We start from the raw sequence: 22,324 nt of genomic DNA, 5'->3' as shown, positions 1-22,324 counted from the left end.
TTTCTCTCCTATTCATCTAGGTTTGTTTTACCTAAGATATGGCTTTTAATCAACATATAGTCCATTGATGTTAAAACTCCATCTTCATTTACATCTGCTATTATTAATGACGTACCACTTAATGTTGTTTTACCTAAGATATGACTCTTTATCAACATATAGTCCATGGACGTTCTTGATCCATCCATGTTAACATCTCCTGCTAAATATACTACTACTGGTAAATCCCCATCCGATATGTAATCAAACTCACTAGAATGCACATATCCATAATCTCTATCAAAATTATAGACTGTTGTCTTTGTTGCTGCATCTGTACGTGTCGAATTTAAAGGAATATCTGTTTGTATTTTATACCAAACATTACTTCCGTCTACCGTTTCTCCAACCACTTCTTCAATGATAAGCATTGCCATATCATCTACATCATCATAATTATTAGATGTAGTATACATATAATCACTACTTAAACTTGTATCTGCATAAATTTTAACAACATCATCTACTATCCCAATAATTTCACTATTATAATCATAAATTTCATCACTATACATATTCTCTATTAAATATCCATGTGCTGCTGCTTTTTCACCCCAGTATGGATCAGATGCATATTTAACATTAATCCCACTTTGTTTATCCCCTAAATGTGGTCCAAAATATCTATAATCATCTCCATATAGATAGCCTTTCGATAAGAAACTATAGGCATGGACATACACACTATAGGCTGCTGAAGAATACTTACTAGCACTTCCTGATGGATCTGAGTCATATGCAGAATGTCCAAATAAGTTATTGGTATTCATGGCGATATTACTAGTACCCCAAGCACTTTCGTTGATTGCCACCCCTAACATAAGAATAGCGTTTGTTCCATATGTTTCTCCTTCTTCAACAAAGGTTCCTGCTAAATCATACATTAAAGAACTGCTTGTTGTTTTAGATTGAATATAACCTTCAATTTGTTCTTCTGTAAAGTTCGTTGTACTTCGATGTGATAAATATTGATAATAGCTATAATATGGATCACTTGGATTAATTGCTTTACTTGTCGTTCCAGCTACATAATCATCAATCATATCTGTATAAGATGTATAAAAATAATGTCCATCATAACTATAATACGTTACTCCATCTTCCATATATTCTTGTTGATATCCAACTATTTGAGTAGATGCATAACTTGTAAGATTCGTTGTAATTTTATGATAAATATTTCCATTTATACAAGTATAAATACTTGTAACATATCCTGCTTCAACAAAATCATCATATTCAATAATTGTTACAGCCGACGCTTTTACTTTACCAGTTACTCCACCTTGTTTGAATATAACATATCCATCAGAAGTTGTTCCTAAATAGGCTGCATCTGGTGCACTCCCACCATAAGTATATCCTGAAGTTCCTGTGTCATAGTTAGTATAAGTCGTTGTACCTGAAGTTCCAAAACGAACTACTGCATACTCGATAGAATCATCCGATGCACTTATTTCTATGTTTGGTAAACTGAAAATATTTGCTATTGCATTAACAACTACTTCTACCAAAGTGCTACCTACTGTCTCTTCTACTACTTCTACTTCTATTTCGGCTATCGCCTCTTCATCTGGGGTTTCTATTTCTTCTTGTGAATATACAACAATATTTCCTTCTTCATCCATTGCAATGAAATCCGTGAATACGTCATCGTCATAGTCTGCTTGTGTATCAACACCCACATAATTGATTAAAACACAAATAGCTACTACTAACGTTGTTATTGTTATAAGTTGTTTTCTAATTTTCAAATTTATCACCCCTTCATAATCCCTTTTATCATACATGATTTGACAAATTAATTCAATATTCTTGGCATTATCACACAAAAAAAAGAAAGTTTATTAACTTTCTTCTATTACTCCCATGATTTCCAAAATTCGATTCAAATCTTCTTTACTATTATACTTAATAGTAACTGTTTTTTCATCTACTGCTATTTTCGTACGATATTTTTTTCTTAAAAGATGTTCTACATATGTAAATTCTGGGTTTACTTCTTTTTTAGGTTTGTCTTTACGACTATTACCTAACTCTATCCCTTTTACAATATTTTCAATATCACGTACCGATAACTTTTCTTCTACACAACGATTCGCTAATTGTACTGCTTTTTCTTTTTCTAATGTGATTAAACAACGGGCATGTCCCATTGATAACTTACCAGCTAATACAAAATCTTGTATTTCTTGAGGTAATGTTAATAATCTTAATGTATTTGCAATATAAGATCTTGATTTACCAATACGTTTTCCTAATGCTTCTTGAGTTAAAGATAGCTTTTCCATCATTGTTTGATAAGCTTGTGCTTCTTCTATTGCATTTAGGTTTTCTCTTTGAATATTTTCTAATAGTGCTACTTCCATCATTTGTTCATCACTAAATTCTACAATGATAGCTGGTACTTCTGTTAGTTTCGCTAGTTTAGCTGCACGACATCTTCTTTCTCCTGCAACTATTTCATATCCTTGTACTGATTTCTTTAAAATTACTGGTTGGAATACTCCATGTTGTTCTATTGAAACCGCTAATTCTTGTAAAGCTTCTTTATCAAATACTTTTCTTGGTTGGTAAGGATTCGGTCTGATTTTATCTAACGCTATTTTTTCTTGCATTGATGCAGAGGCATTATTTTCAATGTTATTAATTAATGTAGCAACATCAGCTCCAAAAATACTATTTACACCCATACTATCTAACCCTTTTCCTAGTTTCTTATTTTTATTAGTTGCCATTTGCGTCTATAATTTCCTTTGCTAAACTTTTATATGCTTTTGCTCCTTCTGAGTTTGCATCATAATCCATAATAGCAAGTCCTGCAGATGGTGCTTCCGATAATTTAATGTTTCTTGGAATAATTGTTTTATATACTTTTTCTTTAAAGTATTTACGTACTTCTTGTGATACTTCTAATCCTAAGTTCGTTCTTTGATCTAACATAGTTAAAAGAACTCCTTCTATTGCAAGAGATGGGTTAAATACATTTTGTGTTAAAAGAATTGTATTTAATAATTGTGTTAACCCTTCTAAGGCATAATATTCACATTGAACAGGGATTAATACAGAATCACATGCAGTTAATGCATTTGTATTTAATAATCCTAATGCTGGTGGACAGTCAATAATTACAAAATCATAATCTTGTTTCACTTCTTCTAAAGCATCTTTTAAACGTTGTTCACGTCCTTCTGATACTTTTGATAAGTCTAAATCTGCTCCTGCTAAATCAATACTAGCAGGTGATATATCTACACCAGTTGCATAAGTAGGAATAATAACATTTTTAAAAGATTCTTGATCCACTAAACAATCATAAGTAGTTCTTTCAAGATCATTTCTCTCTATACCGATACCTTGTGTTGCATTTGCTTGAGGATCCATGTCTACTAACAACACTTTGAATTTCTTTTTTGCAAGTGCTACAGATAAATTTACACTTGTTGTTGTTTTTCCTACTCCACCTTTTTGATTTGTTATTGCTATTACTTTTGTCATACTAATCTCCTTATTATATATATTATCTATGTTTTCCCTTTAGGCTCTTTTAAGTATAGCATATTAGAGCGATAATATATAGAATATTTCCACATTTTGATAGAACAAATCCCTTTACTTTTGGTTGTTGGTTACCTATACTTATAGATATAAAGTGAGGGAATATTTATGTATGTAATTAAAAAAGATAATACAATTGAAGAATTTAATATTGAAAAAGTAGTTGTCGCTATAAACAAGTCCGCTACAAGATGTCTATATAATTTTAAAGACGGAGAAGTGGATCAAATTTGTGCTTTTGTTATTGAAAATGCTAATCAGTATCCTGATGGAATTACAATTGCTCAAATGCATAATATGGTGGAAGGTGCTTTGGATAAAGTGAATCCTAGAGTAGCAAAAAGCTACCGTGATTACCGTAACTATAAACAAGATTTTGTTCATATGTTAGATGATGTTTATAAAAAATCACAAAGCATTATGTATATTGGTGATAAAGAAAATAGTAATACCGATAGTGCCTTAGTTTCTACAAAAAGAAGCTTGATTTTTAATGAACTAAATAAGTCTTTGTATCAAAAGTTTTTCTTAACTACAGAAGAACTACAAGCAGCTAGAGATGGATATATTTATATCCATGATATGTCTGCTAGACGTGATACAATGAACTGTTGTTTATTTGATGTTGCTAATGTATTAAAAGGTGGTTTTGAAATGGGTAATCTTTGGTACAATGAACCAAAGACATTAGATGTTGCATTTGATGTTATTGGAGATATTGTATTGTCGGCTGCAAGCCAACAATATGGTGGATTTACTGTACCTAGTGTTGATTTGTTATTAGAACCTTATGCTCAAAAATCATATGATATGTATATTTCTAAATATACTAGTTTAGGGTTAGATCCTCAAAAAGCACATGATGTTGCAATTGCTGATTTAGAAAATGATTTCCATCAAGGATATCAAGGATGGGAATATAAGTTTAATACGGTAGCTTCTAGTCGTGGTGACTATCCATTTATTACTGTTACAATAGCTACTGGTACTAGTGAATGGTGTCAAATGGCTACGATAGAAATGTTAAAAACTAGAAGAATCGGTCAAGGGAAAAAAGGAAATAAAAAACCTGTATTGTTCCCTAAAATTGTATTCTTATATGATGAAGAATTACATGGAGCTGGTAAGCCATTGGAATCATTATTTGATGCTGGGGTAGAATGTTCTAGTAAATGTATGTATCCTGATTGGTTAAGTTTAACTGGTGATGGATATGTTGCAAGTATGTATAAAAAATATGGGAAAGTTATTTCTCCAATGGGATGTCGAGCTTTTTTATCTCCTTGGTATGAAAAAGGTGGAATGTATCCAGCTGATGATAATGATTCTCCTGTGTTTGTAGGTAGATTTAATATTGGTGCTATTTCTTTACATTTACCGATGATTTATGCAAAAGCACAAAAGGAAAGTGTTCCTTTCTATGAAGTATTAGATTATTATTTACAATTAATCCGTAAGTTACATATTCGTACTTATGATTATATTGGAGAAATGAAGGCATCTATTAATCCACTAGCCTATTGTGAAGGTGGATTCTATGGTGGTACTTTGGGTATTCATGATAAGATTAAGCCTTTATTAAAGAGTGCTACTGCATCTTTTGGGATTACTGCTTTAAATGAGTTGGAACAATTGCATCATAAAAAATCTTTAGTAGAGGATGGTTCTTTCTCTTTAGAAGTATTAGGATATATTAATAAAAAGATTAATGAGTTTAAAGAAGAAGATGGTAATTTGTATGCTATTTATGGAACTCCAGCAGAGAGTTTATGTGGTTTACAAATAACTCAATTTAGAAATAAATATGGTGTTATTGAAAATGTAAGTGATCGTTCTTATGTTTCTAATAGTTTCCATTGTCATGTTAGTGAAGATATCTTAACAGTAGATAAACAAGATTTAGAAAATCGTTTCTGGGATTTATGTAATGGTGGTAAAATCCAATATGTAAAATATTCTATTGATTATAATAAAGAAGCTTTCCGTACTTTATTAAAAAGAGCGATGAAAAAAGGTTTATATGAAGGTGTTAATTTAGCTTTATCTTATTGTGATGATTGTGGTCATGAAGAGTTAAATATGGATGTTTGTCCTGTTTGTGGTAGTGCAAATTTAACTAAGATTGATCGTATGAATGGATATTTATCTTATTCTAGAGTAAAGGGTGATACTCGTTTAAATAATGCTAAAATGGATGAAATTAAAGATAGGAAGTCAATGTAATGAATTATCATAATATAACACATGCCGATATGTTAAATGGTGAAGGATTAAGAGTAGTGCTATGGTTAGCTGGTTGTACACATCGTTGCCAAGGTTGTCAAAATCCTCAAACATGGGATATTCATGGTGGTATTGCCTTTGATGATGCTGCCAAACAAGAATTATTTGATTATTTAAGCCAAGATTATATTTCTGGTATTACATTAAGTGGCGGAGATCCACTTCACCCACAATTATTGAATGAAGTTCATGATTTAATAAAAGAAATAAAAGAAAAGTTTCCTACTAAAACAATTTGGTTATATACTGGTTTTGTTTTTGAAGATATTCGTGATATTGAATTGATTCAATACCTTGATGTTATTGTTGATGGGAAATTTGAATTAGCATTATTAGATCCTAAATTACATTGGAAGGGATCTAGTAATCAAAGAGTTATTGATGTTCAATCATCAATGAATTCAAATATTATTATTTTACATGATTAAAAGACCGCAAGGTCTTTTTGTTTTGTTTTATTCTTGTTATAATAGCTTTATTAAAGGAGGATTTATATGCAAAAAATAGCAAAGTTTTACAAAGTATCATTAGAACAGTTTACAAATGATTTCATGGATTCATTTAATCAATATTCATTAGAAGAAACAAAATCTATTTATGAAACTATTCAATTACCTAAAAGAGCAACTATTGGTTCAGCAGGATATGATTTTTATACTCCTATTGCCTTTACTTTAAAACCAAATGAAACAATTAAAATACCAACAGGTATTCGTTGTTCTATTAATAATGGTTGGGTATTATCTGTTTATCCAAGAAGTGGATTAGGATTTAAATTCCGTTTACAGTTAAATAATACAGTAGGTATTATTGATAGTGATTATTTCAATAGTAGTAATGAAGGTCATATTTTTATTAAAATAACAAATGATTCTAATGAAAATAAAACAGTAGACTTACAAGCAGGAGAAGGATTTGCTCAAGGAATCTTTATGGCATTTGGTATCGTAGAAGACGATGATACTAATGAAATAAGAGATGGTGGTTTTGGTAGTACTACTAAAAAATAATACAAAATTTAGTACATAAAAACGATATGCTTGTCATATCGTTTTGTTTTTCTAATTAAAAATAATAATTTCATTTTCTGGTGTTTCTACTTCTTGTACTGTAATAGCATGTAAAATAGGTCCTAATTCTCCACAGTTAGGCCATACACCTTCATCCATAATTGCGGTTAATTCTACCCATGTATTTTCATTTAATGTTTTTGCATTCTCATATTGACAAACAAATCCAAATGATGATAGATCATCTTCGCAACATGTCATCATAACACGGATTGGAACAAAATAATCATTAGGTAAATCTTCTTTTTTTAATACCTTAGCAATAAACTTCACTTCTTTTCCTATATATCTTTTCGTATTATCTAATGTATCTAAAAACCATGCTCCATATGTTTCTTCTGTTATTGTTAGATTAGGTGCATCAATATCATATGGTAATTCTTCTTCTAACATAACTGGTATTTCAGCCCCATTTGCTTCAAATACAATATCTGTTGTAGGATTCAATATTTTTATATTTCTTTTGATAACAGAAAGTTCATTTGATTGATTAGCTCGATTAAATATTACTAGTTCTGAATTACGAACCATATCTCCTATTATCGACTTCATATTATTAAAGTACATTTGAAAAGTAGAAGTATCTAATATGCTTATTTGTTGTTCTAGAACCCATGATTCAGGTAACTCAATATTCTTATGATCCCACATTCCATTATATTCAATCATAATTCTTTTAAAATTATGTTTCTTATCTAATTCTTTTAACTTCTCTACCGTAAAATCTTCTTGATTATCTATTACTTCTAAAATAACTCTATTTTCTTTTAAGAACTCTTTTTCTATTGTTGTTTCCCCATCTTCACAAAGAATAACTAATATTTTTGATCTCTTTTTAAAATAAGGTTGACTTAGCGTATATTTAATAAACTCTGTTTTTCCACTCTCTAAAAATCCATTAACAATATATGTCTTTTTTTTATTCCACATTTCCTTTTTATACCTCTGTTTTTTCAAATAATTTTTTTAAGTTACTATCATTTAATTGTGTCCCAATAACACAAATCTTTCCTATTGTACAAATACTTCCTTCACGTGTTTGTGCTTCTCCAGGAACATAATCAAAATAAATCCACTTATTATCACTACATTCAAGCATTCCTTTAGCACGTAAAATAGCTCCATACATATGTTCTTCTTCTAGCTCTTGTAAAAAAGTAGCGATTTGATCTTCTGTATATTTGTTTGCTGTTTCAATTCCCCAACTTGTAAAAACATCGTTAGCCTCATGATGTCCACCACAACCACAACCACATTCACTATGGACATGTTGATGACTATCACAACCACATTCGCTATGAACATGATGATGTTCGTTCACTTCATTTAATAAGGACTCCTCTAATTGATGTTGATTTTCTATATTCATTAATATTTCTTTACCATCTAGTTTATCCCAAGGTGTTGTCATTTTTGTTGCTACATTATTATATTGTTCTATTAATTCGATTGCTTTATTTAACTTTTTCTCATCTATGTTTGTTGTTCTACTTAATACAACAGCATCAGCATATTCTACTTGGTTAATAAAGAATTCTCCAAAGTTCTTTGCATACATAGATGCTTTTTGGGCATTTACAACTGTTATTTTATTATTTAATTTTACATTATTTTCATTGTTACAAATAGTTTGAACTGCTTGTTCAATATCTGATAATTTTCCTACTCCTGAAGGTTCAATTATGATTCTTTCTGGTTTATATGTAGTAATTACTTCTTTTAAAGATGCTTCAAAATCTCCAACTAAAGAACAACAAATACAACCTGAATTCATTTCCTTTATTTCAATTCCAGCATCTTGTAAAAAACCACTATCTACACCAATCTCTCCAAATTCATTTTCAATAAGAACTATTTTTTCTCCTTGAAATGCTTCTTTAATAAGTTTTTTTATAAATGTTGTTTTTCCAGCTCCTAAAAAGCCAGAAATTATATCGATTTTAACCATCTTTTTCTCCTTTTTTATAGTTAGCTATAGCTAACATATGTCTATCAAAGTATACCGAGTTCTTGTTTTAATGTCAATAAATTACACTGTTTTTCGTCAGTTTAACCATGATTTACTATTTTACAAATATTCACTATTAAATAAAAAAGTAGACACTTTATCGATATATTAATTATATCCATTCATGTCTACTTTTTATTTATAAATTATTTATTACAATATTAATAATTGTTTTTATTAATTTACTAATTGCCAAACTGCATTATTCGTTCCTGGTTCACACCACCAAGATACACCTGATGATACTTGTTCATATGTATTTCCATAATATGTAACAACTGTTCCTGATGAATAAGCACCTGTTGCTTCAATATCTCTAGTCCATTCTTCTGGAGCTGGAGCTTCGTAAGAATCATCGCTTCCTACTTCTTGCCATACTGAAGAATTAGTTCCTGGTTCACACCACCAAGCTGTAGCTGATGAAACTTGTTCATAAACCACACCTTTGTATGTTACAAATGTTCCTGAAGTGTATGCTCCAGTTGCTTCATCTTCTCTAGTCCAAGTGTCATATTCCCCTTCAACTTCTGGTAATTCAGGTTCTTCTACTTCTGGTTCTTCTGGTTCAACGATTTCTTCTTTTTCTACTGTTACAACACATGTTGCACTAGCAGATAAACCTTCTGAGTCAGTTACAGTATAAGTGATTACATAATCACCAGCTACTGCTGTATTTACTGTTCCTGTTACTACGATACTAGCTGTTAAATCACCATCTTCTTTATCACTAGCACTTACTCCTGCTAATAAATCTAAGTATCCAGCAAAATCAACAACGATTGCATCTGCCACACCTGATAATTCTGGTGCAGTATTTTCTTCTACTTCTGGTTCAACGATTTCTTCTTTTTCTACTGTTACAACACATGTTGCACTAGCAGATAAACCTTCTGAGTCAGTTACAGTATAAGTGATTACATAATCACCAGCTACTGCTGTATTTACTGTTCCTGTTACTACGATACTAGCTGTTAAATCACCATCTTCTTTATCACTAGCACTTACTCCTGCTAATAAGTCTAAGAATCCAGCAAAATCAACAATGATTGCATCTGCTACACCTGATAATTCTGGTGCAGTATTTTCTTCTACTTCTGGTTCTTCTACTTCTGGTTCTTCTGTTCCATCAAGAACTGCAATTTGTAACCAAATTGAAGAATCTGTTCCTGGTTCACAATACCATGATGTTCCACTAAATACTTGTTTATATACAATTCCGTTATGTTGAACGATATATCCTGGAACATATAATCCTAATGCTTCTAATTCTCTAGTCCAGATTGGAGCATCACTGTAATCTTCTTCTTCGTCATCTCCACCTTCTGGGATATCTGGTTGAATTGATTCATCTTGGAATCCTAAGTATACTTCTGTATGTTCATAAGCTTCATAAATTCCTGTGTTGCTTTGAGTTTGAGAATCACGGTTGATAGACCAGAATGATACGAAATTAATTCCTACTAATTCTGCATAATCAACTACTGTTTGTGAATCTTCTACAGTAAAGATTGGATGAGCTGAACCTTCATATCCAACTGAAGTTGTAACTCCAACTTTCATGTAAGCTTCTTCATCTGTTAATGTTTGTCCGATTGATGCATAAGCATCTTTAATTTGTTGCATTGTTGAATCAATAGCAGCGATAGATCCATCTGCATAGTCACCATAAGATGCACCATAACACATAGCCATAATATTTACTGCTTCAATATCAACACCATTATCTAAGTAAACTTGTAATGTTGGTAATCCTAAGCTTGTTGTTAACCCTTCAGGTAATACTGGTAAAGTTAACACTACTTCTACACCTGTCATTTCTTGAACGATTGCAATAGCTTTTGCATTTAATTCGTTCATTTCATAACCTTGTGCTCCACCTTCGATATCTAAATCGATACGTGTTAAATTAAATCCATCAATGATTTCTACATATGTATTTACTAATACATCTAAATCATCTGTATTTTGGAAGAAGTTTGCTTCATTTAGTCCACCGATAGAAATAGTAACATCTCCACCATTTTCACGAACTGTTTCAATAGATTCTTTAATTCCTTGATATTGTGCATTTGATTCTGTGTGTTCTTCACTTAATACTTCGTAAGCTCCGAATCCCCAATTTAATACACCATTTTCATCAACTGTACCGTCTACTGCATTAATAAATCCTAAGTTAAAGTATTTGATTCCTGTATCTTCCATAACTTGACCTAAATCTAAAGCCCCGTTATTTGAATAGTCAGCATCAGTTACCCAAGCACCCATATCAGCAAATGGAGCGAAAACTCCAGTTTCCCATACGATACCATCACCTACACCGAAGTCTAAGTTATCAACACCATAAATAGAATCTTCATCTTCATCATCTTCATCTACTTCTGGTTCAGGAGTTACTTCTTCTTCAAGAACTGTAACAGTTTTAGAAATAGAAACTGTTTCTCCTTGGCTATCTGTAACACTATAAGTTAATGTATAGTCTCCTGCTTTGCTTGTATCTACAGATCCTTCAACTTTAATACTATCAGTTAAATCACCGTCTTCTTCATCACTAGCACTTACTCCTGCTAATGTATCAAAATCACTACCATAATCAACTGTTTCATCTTTTACTCCTGCAATTACTGGAGCAGTATTTTCTTCTACTTCTGGTTCTTCTGGTTCAACAATTTCTTCTTTTTCTACTGTTACAACACATGTTGCACTAGCAGATAAACCTTCAAAGTCAGTTACAGTATAAGTGATTACATAATCACCAGCTACTGCTGTATTTACTGTTCCTGTTACTACGATACTATCTGTTAAATCACCATCTTCTTTATCACTAGCACTTACTCCAGCTAATAAATCTAAGTATCCAGCAAAATCAACAATGATTGCATCTGCTACACCTGATAATTCTGGTGCAGTATTTTCTTCTACTTCTGGTTCTTCTACTTCTGGTTCTACTACTTCATCTCTGATTGTAATAGTTCTAGAAGCTGTAGCTGTAGCACCTTCGCTATCAGTTACTGTATAAGCAATTGTATAAGTTCCAGCAGTGTTTGAATCTACACTTCCAACTGCGATGATTTGAGAAGTTAAATCTCCATCTTCATTATCAGTTGCACTTACACCTTCAAAGATATCAAATTCAGTACCGAAATCTAATGTTCTATTAGAAGTTCCACTAAATACTGGTACACTATTTTCTTCAGTTTGTACATCACTACCATAAATTACTTGTGGATTAATTTCTGGTCCACCAGTGTATGTGCTTTGTACTAACGTAATTGATTGTAAATCATCTACTGATAATTCATCAGCACCTGATACTGCTAATTGAATTGTAATGCTTGCACCTTGTGCAATTAATTTGTTGTCATAAACAGATGATAAATCTACAATAGAAATTCCATCTTCATTTGTTACTGTTCCTGCTCCATAACCACCTGATGAAAGTGTTAATCCACCTGTATCAACATATAATTTTGGAAGCATGATTGTTTCTTTTTGTGCTTCTACAGCTTGTAATACTGCATTTGTTTCTTCTGCTACTTCATTGTTAGTAATAGTTATTTCATAACCAGTTCCTGACCATGATTCAGAATATGTTGATACTGAAACACTAATATCTAATGGTGTAACAATAATTTCATTTTCTGGTAAAGATGCAGTTCCATATAAACCTTCATAAATTGCAGTAGTTAATTCATCTCTTACTGTTGAATCAGTAGTTGCATCATTTGATGCCATCCATGAAATCATACCACCTAAGTTATTTTCAATTACATAATTTGCTTTTTCTGTAATAGATTCAACATTGTCATATGTAAAGAATGCTTCTCCATTGTATAAATATGGAGCTTTTGCTACATCATCCCAATATTCGACAAGTCCTGTATAAGTGGATTTTAATGTATCAATACTATTGTAAGACCAAATCCCACCATTTCTACCACCATCTCCATTACTTAAAGCAGCTTCATTTGAAGCACCTTTTGATGCAGTTTGATCAGCATCTAAATTAGTTGCAGAAGCTGTACCGAATAAACCTGGATTTTCTTCGATTCCACCATCATCTGCTACTGTTTCCCAACCACGCGTATAGAAAGCAGCACCAATAACTAATTTCTCTGATGGAGCACCATTTTCGATCATGTAATCAACTGTTTGGTCGATACTATATCCGTATTCATACATTGGATCTTCTGGATTACCATATAATGCAGTTTGATGACCTGAAGTTTCATCCCAAGCACCTCTTGCATCGTAAGTCATTAAATTCCCAAAATCAATAATTTCAAACATTGCCTCAACATCAACACCATTTTCTAATTTAGTTCTGTCAATTGGCAACGCTACTGAAAGTTCATAATATTTACCTGTTTCTTCCCCTGCTTCATCTAAAGCTGCTCTTAAATCTTCAAGTAAAATAATATAGTTTTCTTTATCCGCTTCAGTTGCGTCTGGAGTACCTTCATCATTTGCGTTATCTACAAGATCTGGCTCTCTTACTGATGCTGGATATTCCCAATCGATATCCACAAAGTCCATACCTGTATATTCTATGAAAGCAACAATTTGGCTAACGAAGTTAGCACGAGCTGTATCATCTGCAGCCATTGCTGAAAAGTCTCCTGATTTTGACCAACCACCTACTGATATACCAATTTTCATATTTGGATTATCTGCACGTAAGCTAGTTAACGCTGGTAATAACCCGGCATTTACTGCTCCCCAAGTTACTCCATCTTGTCCTAAACTTGCAGCTGTTGCAGCATCAGTGTCAGTGAATACTAAATCACCACTTGCTGTAAAGTCCATAAATGCATAGTTTAAGTGTGTGTACATGTCAGCTGGCATATCTTCTGGATAGAAGTTTCCTTGTCCACCCCAGATAGACCAGTCTCCGTAATACATAACATTACGATATTCGCTTGTTGTAGTTGTTGTTGTCGTTGTTGTCGTTGTTGCTTCGGCAGCCACATTTAAAATTCCTAGTGACGACGAAAACGACGATGCTACTAAAGCAAGTACCATAGTTAATGACAATAATCTTTTCTTCATTGTTTTCTCCTTAGTATTTAGATTGTAATAGTTGTCCCCTATTAACTATTCATCCGAAAATTTGTAAGATTTTGGGGAAGTACAAATTTTTCGAACAAAAAAACCAACTACCGTATCATTCTTTTGAATGGCTGCAGCTGGCTAACTTAAATATTAAGTCCCTATAGTTTTGTGTCACCACCTCGCGATGGTTTTACCGATGTATTTGATTTGTTTCGTCAATTCCCGTAATACTAGGTAAGCCCTTTCAGGCACTATCTACACCTCTAGATTACTGGTTTTTTAAAAAAAAAGCAAGTGATTTACATTTATTTTTTGTTTTTTTTATGTAAAAATATATTTTTCATATCATATTTGTATGTATTTCACTATTTTGACCAATAAATACACACTATTTTAATAAAAAAAAAGCTACCTTGATTAGTAGCTTTTCATTTTATTCTTCTTCTTCAATTTCTTCTTCGTCTTCTTCTTCGTCTTCTTCAACTTCTTCTTCGTCTTCAAATTCTTCAAAAGCATCTAATAAGTCTTCTGAAAAATCATATACAGGATCAAGCATACAAACAACTCTTCCTAAAGTAAAGAATACAATTGCATAGAAAAGATAAGCTTCAATAGTTTGGAATAACATTAATATAAAGTCTTTTCCATACTCTGCCCAAGTGTACATATAGTACCCTACATATGTTTCATTAATATATGCTAATGTGCTATTGAAACAATATGCTGCATAAATAACAGTGATAAAAGCCATAAAATATAAGAATAAAGATAATTTTGGTTGTTTTAGAATTTTTTTCATTTTCTTCTCCTCCGTTAATTCTTGTTCATATTACACCTGTATTATGGGATAATTGTGTGAAAGTATTACTTTTTTATACGTATTATCATAACAAATTCGTCATCACTCTCTGATTCTTCATAAATACAATTAGTTCCTGTTTTTTCGATCATTTTTACAGATTGATGAATTGTGTTTACTGCTATTTTGATGTTTTTAGCAACTATTTTCCTTTTTACTTTAGGTTTTGGTTCCACTTTAGGTTTTGCAATAAATTCTTCTGTTTGTTTTACATTCCATTGTTTTTCTAAAATTGTTTGTAATACTTTTTCTTGTTGCTCTTTTTCAACAGAAAGTAATGCTCTAGCATGTCTTTCTGTTATTTCTTTTTTGTCTAGTGATTCTTTGATAGGATCACTTAGTTTTAGTAGTCTTAGTTTGTTAGCAACAGTTGCTTGTTTTTTACCAACTCTTCTTGCTAGTTCACTTTGTGTATAACCATAGGTTAATAATAGTGTTTGATATGCTTTTGCTTCTTCTATTACTGATAAATTTTCTCTTTGAATATTTTCAATAATTGCTACTACATCTACATCCTGATTATTCATTTGTTGAATAATACAAGGGATATCTTTTAAACCTAGTTTTTTACAAGCACGATATCTTCTTTCACCTGCAATTATTTCAAAATTACCAGCCACTTTACGGACAGTGATTGGTTGTAATAATCCATTTTCTTCGATAGAAAGAGCTAATTCTTCTATTTTTTCTTCATCAAATATTGTTCTTGGTTGATTTGCGTTGGCATATATTTTATCGATATTTATTTCTTTATATACTTTTTTCATAGATTCTCCTATAAAGGTTGTTTTTTGATTTTTGAAAACATACGTGGATATGTTTTTTGTGTTTGCTTTGTTTTTTTGATAATGATATTACATCTTTGATCATCTTCATTAGCAAGATTAAAAGATATTTGTTTTTCAATCTTTCCACCTAGTTTTTCAATTCCTTTTTTAGCTTCTTGTATTTCTACTTCAGCTTGTCTTCCTTTTAATGATAAAAAGTATCCATCTACTTTTACTAAAGGTAAACATAACTCATCTAAGATATTTAAACGTGCTACTGCTCTAGCCATTGCAATATCATATTGTTCTCTATGATCTACTGCAAATTCTTCTGCTCTGGCACTAATTGCTTTACAGTTATCTAACTGTAATTGTTGAAATAAGTGTTGTAAGAAAGTAATTCTTTTTGTTAGTGAGTCTACAATAGTTACTTGTAGTTCTGGATAAATAATTTTTAATGGGATACTAGGGAATCCTGCTCCTGCTCCAATATCTACAATCGATTGATCTTTAAATGAGAAATCAAAAGCAATTGTAATAGAATCATAAAAATGTTTTAGATAAACATCTTCTTCTTTTGTAATAGCAGTAAGATTCATTTTTTCATTCCATTCTACTAAAATATGATAATAAAGATCAAATTGTTCCATTTGTCTTGGTGTTACTTTGATTCCTTTTTCTTGTAATGCTTCTATGAATTGTTGTTTTGTCATCGTTATTCCTCATTATATGTTTGACGTAGATAAATTAATAATACCGATATATCGGCAGGATTAATTCCTGATATACGACTAGCTTGTCCAATTGTTAGAGGACGTATTGCTTCTAGTTTTTGTTTTGCTTCTAATGCTAGATTCGCAATAGATTGATAATCTACATCTTCTGGAATTTTCTTTTCTTCCATTTTCTTTTGTTTATCTGCTTGTCTTCTTGCTTTATCAATATAACCTTTGTATTTAATTAAAATAGTAATTCTATTTTTTTCTTCTTGGTTTAATTGTTGATCTTCAATAAAAGGTAATACTAATTCATAACTCATTTCTGGTCTTTGAATTAATTCTTTTGCACTGATTCCTTCTGTTAATCTAGCTGAATTATATTGTTCTAATACATCATTGATCGGTGATTTAGGAGTAAAACGAATAGTTTGAAGACGTTCTATTTCATGATGAATTCTTTCCATCTTATCAACATATCTTTGATATACTTCCTTACTAACTAAACCACTCTCATATCCGTACTTTCTTAAACGACTATCCGCATTATCATGTCTTATTAATAAACGATATTCAGCGCGACTTGTTAACATACGATATGGTTCTTCTGTTCCTTTGGTTACTAAGTCATCAATCATTACACCAATATATGCTTCATCTCTTTTTAATACTATCGGTTCTTTGTTATTTAAATATAAGGTTGCATTAATACCTGCTATTAATCCTTGTGCTGCTGCTTCTTCATATCCGCTTGTTCCATTGATTTGTCCAGCTGTATATAAATGCTTTATTACTTTTGTTTCTAAGGATGGTTTTAATTGCATTGGATCAATTGCATCATATTCTATTGCATAAGCATACTTTAAAATTTCACAGTTTTCTAATCCTGGTATCGTACGAATCATAATGTCTTGGACGTCATGAGGCAATGAGGAAGAAAATCCTTGGACATAAATAGTATCCATTTCTTTTGATTCTGGTTCTAAAAAGATTTGATGTTGTGGTTTGTCAGAAAACTTTACTATTTTATCTTCTATTGATGGACAGTATCTAGGTCCTACTCCTTTTACTAATCCAGAATACATACTTGATTTATGTAAGTTGTCTTTAATGATTTGATGTGTTGTTTCATTTGTATAGGTTAAGTAACATGGTGTTTGTTGTTCTACAGGAGTCCATGAAGTTGTTTCAAAGCTAAAAGCTAAGAAGCTATCACTTCCTGGTTGTAATGATGTTTTCGAATAGTCAACACTATCTTTATGGACTCTAGGAGGTGTTCCTGTTTTTAAACGTTGTATTCTAAATCCTAATTGTTCCAAGTTATCTGATAAATGTTTTGATTCTTCTTGATCATCTGGTCCTTTAGGTACTTTGGTTGCACCAACTAAAATTTCTGCTTTTAAATAAGTACCTGTTGTTAAAATAACAATTTTAGCATCATATCTTGTACCATCACTTAAAATAACACCTTTTACTTCTTTATCTTCTATTATTAAATCTTCTACCATTCCTTCTATGATTGTTAGATTATCTTGATTTTTTACTGTTTCTAACATCATTTTAGGATATTCTACTTTATCTGCTTGAGCACGTAGTGATTGTACACCTGGTCCTTTTGCAGTATTTAACATTTTCATTTGTAAATAGGTTTGATCTGCAGTAATACCCATTTGGCCACCAAGAGCATCTATTTCACGAACAATAATACCTTTCGCAGGTCCTCCAATAGAAGTATTACATGGAAGAGAAGCAATATTATTAATATTTGATGTAACTAACGCTACCTTTTTATTCATTCTTGCTGGTGCTAGAGCTGCTTCGACTCCTGCATGTCCTCCACCAACTACTATTATGTCATACATATCTTTCCTCCTGAATTTACTCCTATATATTTTACTATAAGATGCCTTTTCAAGCAAATGAATTATCTTACTTCTATCGATGAAAAAAAGAATGGGTTTCCCCATTCTTTTGCTTACTTCCAGAAATTTCTTCCTGAACCTACTGAGATTATTTCAAAGCTAGCATTTGTACTAGTTCCACCAGAGAAATACGTTGTTCCTCCTGTTTGGCTTCCTTTGAAAATATCGATTTTGTTCCCTGTGATTGCTCCCCCACGATCTACTACAATACCATATATTACTGGTTCTAATGATAGATTGTGATTTGTTATCTCAATGATTGTTCCAAAAGGAATTGAAGAATCGGCAGCTAAACAATAGTACCATTGACCATTGTAATATAATTGTGCTGTTCCATTTCCATTCACTCCAGTTGTTGCGCTTAATTGAATACCACAGGCTGAATATCCAGTACATCCACTACAGTCCCCACCATAAGTGGTTAATTTACCAGAAAAGTATGCCCCAGCTTGCACTGTACCTACTGATGTAATTGTGTCTGTAACTTCTGTTACTACTTCTGTTGACTCTAAAACTCTATTTACTTCTTGCCCGTTTTCATAAGTAACATCATAAGTTGTTGCTACTACTCCATCTTGACCTTGCTGTACTACTGATGATGTAAATAAGTGTAATCCATCATACGTTGTTATTTTTGATGATTCAATAATAACTTCGTCAACTACTTGTGCATTTGTTACACGCGTAATAGTTAGTAGATCATCTTTGTTTACAATATAGCTTAATTCTTGATCTATTTCGTCTTGTTGTGCTAATTCAATATCTAATTCTTCTAACACATTTTCTACTGTATCTTGTTTTACTAAATAATCTTTTGTTTCCTCCCCACCATCTTTGATGTGGATTGCAACGGTTTGAATGTAATCTGTAATTTGACTAGTAGCACCACTTAATACGACGGTACTAGCAATTACTAAATAGGCAACTAATGCGATAACTAGTCCCTTACTACGGGAGTCACCGTTAATAATTGCTTCTTTGATTTTTTTCATTTTTTTCCTCCTATTTAATGCCAAAAATCTTTTTAGCATTAAACGTTGTCATTCTTGCAACGTTTTCTATCTCCATGTTCTTTAGCTTTGCTATTTCCTGGGCAATATACACAACATTTGCAGGCTCATTCAATTTTCCTCTAAATGGATGAGGAGTTAAATAAGGACAGTCAGTTTCTATTAATAAACTGTTTAAATCTATTTGTTCTGCCACATCTTTTGGAACTTTTGCATTTTTAAAGGTCACAGGTCCAGCTAAAGAAATCATATATCCAAGCGATATGAATCTTTTTGCCATTTCTACCGAACCACTATAACAATGTAAAATTCCACGATGCCCATTACGTTCTAACATTTGATAAGTATCTTCAAAAGCGTCTCTACAATGTATTACTATTGGTTTATCATACTTTTTTGCAAGGTCTATTTGAAGTTGGAAAATTTCTTGCTGCTTTTCTTTTCCGACTTCGTCCCAATAATAATCGAGTCCGATTTCACCCACTGCTACAACGTTGGGGTCACTCATGTACTGTTCAAGTTCGTTTATATCTTGTTGTGTTGTGTTTAGACAATCGTTAGGCCCAAATCCAATCGCGCAATAAATATTTGGATTTTGGTTCGCTAATTCAACTGCTAATTTTGATGACGCTAAGTCATAGCCAACAACAACCATGTATTCTACTTGGTTGTTATGTGCATTTTCTATAAACGCTTGATGATTCTCATATAATTGTTCACTATTTAAATGAACGTGGGTATCAAAGTACATAGTTTCACCTCGGGGACATAATAGCAAAATAACATATTTTTGTCAAATATCTAAATTTATATTTTTTATATACCTACTTTTATTTGCTTTTTTGCTTGTTTTTTTATCAAATATCTCTAAAAATAGATATTTTTCATGTATTAATTTGTCATTTTAACAAATTTAGTAAAAGTATTCTTTTTTTATTTTATGTAGACAATATCTATTTTAGTTGTTAAATTTTCCCATATTTATACTAAAAAGGGCCTATTTCTAGGTCCTTTTATTGATATTCTTGGGCATTTGATGTTACTAGGATCGTATTATCACTTGCTATTTGTTTAATAACAACTTCATCTCCTAATTCAATATCTTCGCTTTCTATATAAATAACATGATCAATATAATAATATACATCTACTTCTTTATCATTTACAAAGACATGACTGTAGGAAGTAATATTATCTCCTTCTATTTTTACTAATTGGTCTGTTGATGGGGTAATGGTAAATTCTAGTCCACCAATTCCTAATTGTAAATCAGTTGGTTCTGGTAGTTCTCCACTAGTAGAATAGTTTTCACCATACAATAAGTCATATTGTAATAACTCTAAATTTTGTTCATAATCATCTGTATATTCACTTTGATGTAATTGTAATATTGGACTATTTGATATACCTGCAGTATCTAATACAGTTGCTAATAATTGATATGTTTCTAATTCTTGATCTTCCATTGATAATTCATAATTGGAGTAAACAACATATTGTGTTTGATAGTTATTTCCTGTTGTTAAGTCTTCTGCTGTAATATCTAAAGATGGAATATGATCTCCATAAAACACTAAGATAGTAGGTTCATCTAAATTATTAATTTCTTCTGTTAGTTCTGATACAAAGATATCCATTTCATATAATTGATTAGCGTAATATTCTACTTGATTTTCTAATCCTTCATCATAGGGACTAGAAGTAATCGTTACATATTCACTTTCTGTTTCTTCTTCAGGGAAAGACCCATGTCCTTGTACACTAACAGTAAATACAAAGTCTTGTTCTTCTGTAGATTCTAAACACTTCATTATTTCTACTGTTAAGTTTTCATCTTTAATCCATTCATTTGGTGTCATGGTTATTGTTTCCATAAATTCACTAGAAATAAAAGTATCAAATCCTAAATTAGAATAAACATATTGTCTTCCATAGAAAGTAGCAGTATTGTTATGAATTGCAAAAGTATTATATCCTATATCTTTTAAACTATAAGGAATACTTAAACAAGTTTGTTCTCTTAGAATAGTTTCATAAGGATATTCTCCTGTTCCAAAATAGTTTACATTCATTCCTGTTAACACTTCAAATTCTGTATTTGCAGTACCAGCCCCTACTACTGCTACATCTAACATACCACTAGGGTATTGTTCCATTAGCTCTGTAAAATTAGGAATTGGATTTTCACTAAAAGTAACATCTTTTAGTAAACTAACATCAAAGAAAGATTCTAATTGTACTACTACTATATTGGGTGTTGTTTCCACACTAGAATCTGTTTCTATTTCTTGAAGCAAAGATAATACTTGTTCTTGACTATATTCTTCTGGATCTTCAATCCCTCTTTCTATTGCACTACGTGCAAAACAAGAGACAAAACCAAAATGATCATAGGAGTCTTGCATGTTTGTGATTCTTGTCTCAAAAACACCTGTTGCTAAACATCCTTGATAGAATAAGAATACTCCTAATGTGATACTAATGATTCTAAATAGAGATTTTTTATATTTCACTTCTGTTTGTGTTGTGCTTAAATAGGCTTTTAATATAGCATAGATACCTAATATGATAGCAACACATAGACCTACAGCTAATGGAATACTCATGTATTTGGATAAGAAGTCTAGATCTAGTTGTAAAATAAATAAGTCAATTGCTGCAAAAGGTGTAATACGATAAGATAAAACTACATAATTTGCTATCCCTAATGCTACCCAAAATACACTAATTACGACTACTACGAACTTCTTTCTTTTAAAGAAATAACTCAAGCTAAATGTTAATGCGATAATAACTACATTATAAAAGAAAAAGAGTGTATCATTCACTAAATGTTGAAAGAAACTAGAAATACTTAATCTTCCTAGCATTTCTATAATTGAATTAATTATTACTGCATATATGATTATAAAACCAGCATGTGTTTTTATTATTTTTTTTATTTTTTCTTTCATAGAATACCTCCTTTTTTTCTATAGGTAGTGTCAAAAATCAGTAAAACTGATACAAACGCATCTACCCTGTTTGTTCTATATAAACAGTA

16 protein-coding genes and 1 riboswitch are annotated in these 22,324 nt (G+C 31.5%); of the genes, 3 read left to right on the top strand and 13 right to left on the bottom strand.

Going from position 1 to position 22,324, the window contains the following annotated elements; translation table 11 throughout:
- Positions 1-8: 8 nt before the first annotated feature.
- The 3 genes from LRR82_RS10155 to LRR82_RS10145 all read right to left on the bottom strand — a co-directional run bounded on the left by LRR82_RS10155 (position 9) and on the right by LRR82_RS10145 (position 3,537).
- A complete protein-coding gene (locus LRR82_RS10155; protein ID WP_249029331.1) occupies positions 9-1,793 on the bottom strand; it encodes a glucosaminidase domain-containing protein in 1,785 nt (594 codons plus the stop codon).
- Between the two features lie 93 nt (positions 1,794-1,886).
- Entirely contained in the window at positions 1,887-2,777 is an 891-nt protein-coding gene (locus tag LRR82_RS10150; protein ID WP_249029330.1) for a ParB/RepB/Spo0J family partition protein, read from the bottom strand.
- Positions 2,767-3,537 (bottom strand): ParA family protein, encoded by a 771-nt coding sequence (locus tag LRR82_RS10145; protein ID WP_249029329.1) that lies wholly within the window; start codon positions 3,535-3,537, stop codon positions 2,767-2,769. Before LRR82_RS10145 ends, LRR82_RS10150 begins: the two co-directional genes overlap by 11 nt.
- 168 nt (positions 3,538-3,705) lie before the next feature.
- On the opposite strand from LRR82_RS10145, the gene nrdD reads away from it, so the two are divergent.
- From nrdD to LRR82_RS10130, 3 genes are all read left to right on the top strand, one after another.
- Entirely contained in the window at positions 3,706-5,820 is a 2,115-nt protein-coding gene (gene nrdD, locus LRR82_RS10140; RefSeq protein WP_249029328.1) for an anaerobic ribonucleoside-triphosphate reductase, read from the top strand.
- Positions 5,820-6,308 (top strand): anaerobic ribonucleoside-triphosphate reductase activating protein, encoded by a 489-nt coding sequence (gene nrdG, locus LRR82_RS10135; protein ID WP_249029327.1) that lies wholly within the window; start codon positions 5,820-5,822, stop codon positions 6,306-6,308. The genes nrdD and nrdG overlap by 1 nt, the downstream gene beginning before the upstream one ends.
- A 66-nt stretch (positions 6,309-6,374) precedes the next feature.
- Positions 6,375-6,890, top strand: coding sequence for a dUTP diphosphatase (locus LRR82_RS10130; protein ID WP_249029326.1), 516 nt, complete (start codon positions 6,375-6,377; stop codon positions 6,888-6,890).
- Between the two features lie 51 nt (positions 6,891-6,941).
- On the opposite strand, the gene LRR82_RS10125 is transcribed toward LRR82_RS10130, so the two are convergent.
- From LRR82_RS10125 to LRR82_RS10080, 10 genes are all read right to left on the bottom strand, one after another.
- The gene (locus LRR82_RS10125; protein ID WP_249029325.1) at positions 6,942-7,880 is read right to left on the bottom strand and encodes a TIGR03943 family putative permease subunit; all 939 of its coding nucleotides are present in this window, start codon (positions 7,878-7,880) and stop codon (positions 6,942-6,944) included.
- Positions 7,881-7,887: 7 nt separating this feature from the next.
- A complete protein-coding gene (locus LRR82_RS10120; protein ID WP_249029324.1) occupies positions 7,888-8,898 on the bottom strand; it encodes a GTP-binding protein in 1,011 nt (336 codons plus the stop codon).
- A gap of 237 nt (positions 8,899-9,135) precedes the next feature.
- A complete protein-coding gene (locus tag LRR82_RS10115; protein ID WP_249029323.1) occupies positions 9,136-14,004 on the bottom strand; it encodes a glycosyl hydrolase family 18 protein in 4,869 nt (1,622 codons plus the stop codon).
- Positions 14,005-14,133: 129 nt separating this feature from the next.
- Positions 14,134-14,212, bottom strand: a riboswitch (cyclic di-GMP riboswitch).
- 228 nt (positions 14,213-14,440) lie between these two features.
- Positions 14,441-14,806 carry a hypothetical protein gene (locus LRR82_RS10110; protein WP_249029322.1) on the bottom strand — a complete coding sequence of 122 codons (366 nt, stop codon included), beginning with the start codon at positions 14,804-14,806 and terminating at the stop codon, positions 14,441-14,443.
- Between the two features lie 65 nt (positions 14,807-14,871).
- Positions 14,872-15,633, bottom strand: a complete 762-nt coding sequence (noc, locus tag LRR82_RS10105; protein WP_249029321.1) for a nucleoid occlusion protein — start codon at positions 15,631-15,633, stop codon at positions 14,872-14,874.
- Between the two features lie 8 nt (positions 15,634-15,641).
- Positions 15,642-16,346, bottom strand: a complete 705-nt coding sequence (gene rsmG, locus LRR82_RS10100; RefSeq protein ID WP_249029320.1) for a 16S rRNA (guanine(527)-N(7))-methyltransferase RsmG — start codon at positions 16,344-16,346, stop codon at positions 15,642-15,644.
- A 2-nt stretch (positions 16,347-16,348) separates the two neighbouring features.
- On the bottom strand, positions 16,349-18,211 hold the full coding sequence (mnmG, locus tag LRR82_RS10095) for a tRNA uridine-5-carboxymethylaminomethyl(34) synthesis enzyme MnmG (protein ID WP_249029319.1): 1,863 nt from the start codon (positions 18,209-18,211) through the stop codon (positions 16,349-16,351).
- A 113-nt stretch (positions 18,212-18,324) separates the two neighbouring features.
- On the bottom strand, positions 18,325-19,263 hold the full coding sequence (locus LRR82_RS10090) for a 3D domain-containing protein (RefSeq protein ID WP_249029318.1): 939 nt from the start codon (positions 19,261-19,263) through the stop codon (positions 18,325-18,327).
- 10 nt (positions 19,264-19,273) lie between these two features.
- The gene (locus LRR82_RS10085) at positions 19,274-20,032 is read right to left on the bottom strand and encodes a TatD family hydrolase (RefSeq protein WP_249029317.1); all 759 of its coding nucleotides are present in this window, start codon (positions 20,030-20,032) and stop codon (positions 19,274-19,276) included.
- 262 nt (positions 20,033-20,294) lie between these two features.
- Entirely contained in the window at positions 20,295-22,235 is a 1,941-nt protein-coding gene (locus tag LRR82_RS10080; protein WP_249029315.1) for an LTA synthase family protein, read from the bottom strand.
- Between the last annotated feature and the right edge of the window lie 89 nt (positions 22,236-22,324).

This window comes from Tannockella kyphosi, assembly GCF_021054785.1.
In the GTDB taxonomy this organism is placed as follows: Bacteria; Bacillota_I; Bacilli_A; order Erysipelotrichales; family Coprobacillaceae; genus Tannockella; species Tannockella kyphosi.
This window is presented reverse-complemented; position numbering and strand designations above follow the sequence as displayed.

What these genes read in the sequence shown, in the direction of transcription:
- LRR82_RS10150 (WP_249029330.1), bottom strand. Translation starts at nt 2,777, where the DNA reads ATGGCAACTAATAAAAATAAGAAACTAGGAAAAGGGTTAGATAGTATG.
- LRR82_RS10145 (WP_249029329.1), bottom strand. Translation starts at nt 3,537, where the DNA reads ATGACAAAAGTAATAGCAATAACAAATCAAAAAGGTGGAGTAGGAAAA.
- nrdD (WP_249029328.1), top strand. Translation starts at nt 3,706, where the DNA reads ATGTATGTAATTAAAAAAGATAATACAATTGAAGAATTTAATATTGAA.
- nrdG (WP_249029327.1), top strand. Translation starts at nt 5,820, where the DNA reads ATGAATTATCATAATATAACACATGCCGATATGTTAAATGGTGAAGGA.
- LRR82_RS10130 (WP_249029326.1), top strand. Translation starts at nt 6,375, where the DNA reads ATGCAAAAAATAGCAAAGTTTTACAAAGTATCATTAGAACAGTTTACA.
- LRR82_RS10125 (WP_249029325.1), bottom strand. Translation starts at nt 7,880, where the DNA reads ATGTGGAATAAAAAAAAGACATATATTGTTAATGGATTTTTAGAGAGT.
- LRR82_RS10120 (WP_249029324.1), bottom strand. Translation starts at nt 8,898, where the DNA reads ATGGTTAAAATCGATATAATTTCTGGCTTTTTAGGAGCTGGAAAAACA.
- LRR82_RS10115 (WP_249029323.1), bottom strand. Translation starts at nt 14,004, where the DNA reads ATGAAGAAAAGATTATTGTCATTAACTATGGTACTTGCTTTAGTAGCA.
- LRR82_RS10110 (WP_249029322.1), bottom strand. Translation starts at nt 14,806, where the DNA reads ATGAAAAAAATTCTAAAACAACCAAAATTATCTTTATTCTTATATTTT.
- noc (WP_249029321.1), bottom strand. Translation starts at nt 15,633, where the DNA reads ATGAAAAAAGTATATAAAGAAATAAATATCGATAAAATATATGCCAAC.
- rsmG (WP_249029320.1), bottom strand. Translation starts at nt 16,346, where the DNA reads ATGACAAAACAACAATTCATAGAAGCATTACAAGAAAAAGGAATCAAA.
- mnmG (WP_249029319.1), bottom strand. Translation starts at nt 18,211, where the DNA reads ATGTATGACATAATAGTAGTTGGTGGAGGACATGCAGGAGTCGAAGCA.
- LRR82_RS10090 (WP_249029318.1), bottom strand. Translation starts at nt 19,263, where the DNA reads ATGAAAAAAATCAAAGAAGCAATTATTAACGGTGACTCCCGTAGTAAG.
- LRR82_RS10085 (WP_249029317.1), bottom strand. Translation starts at nt 20,032, where the DNA reads ATGTACTTTGATACCCACGTTCATTTAAATAGTGAACAATTATATGAG.
- LRR82_RS10080 (WP_249029315.1), bottom strand. Translation starts at nt 22,235, where the DNA reads ATGAAAGAAAAAATAAAAAAAATAATAAAAACACATGCTGGTTTTATA.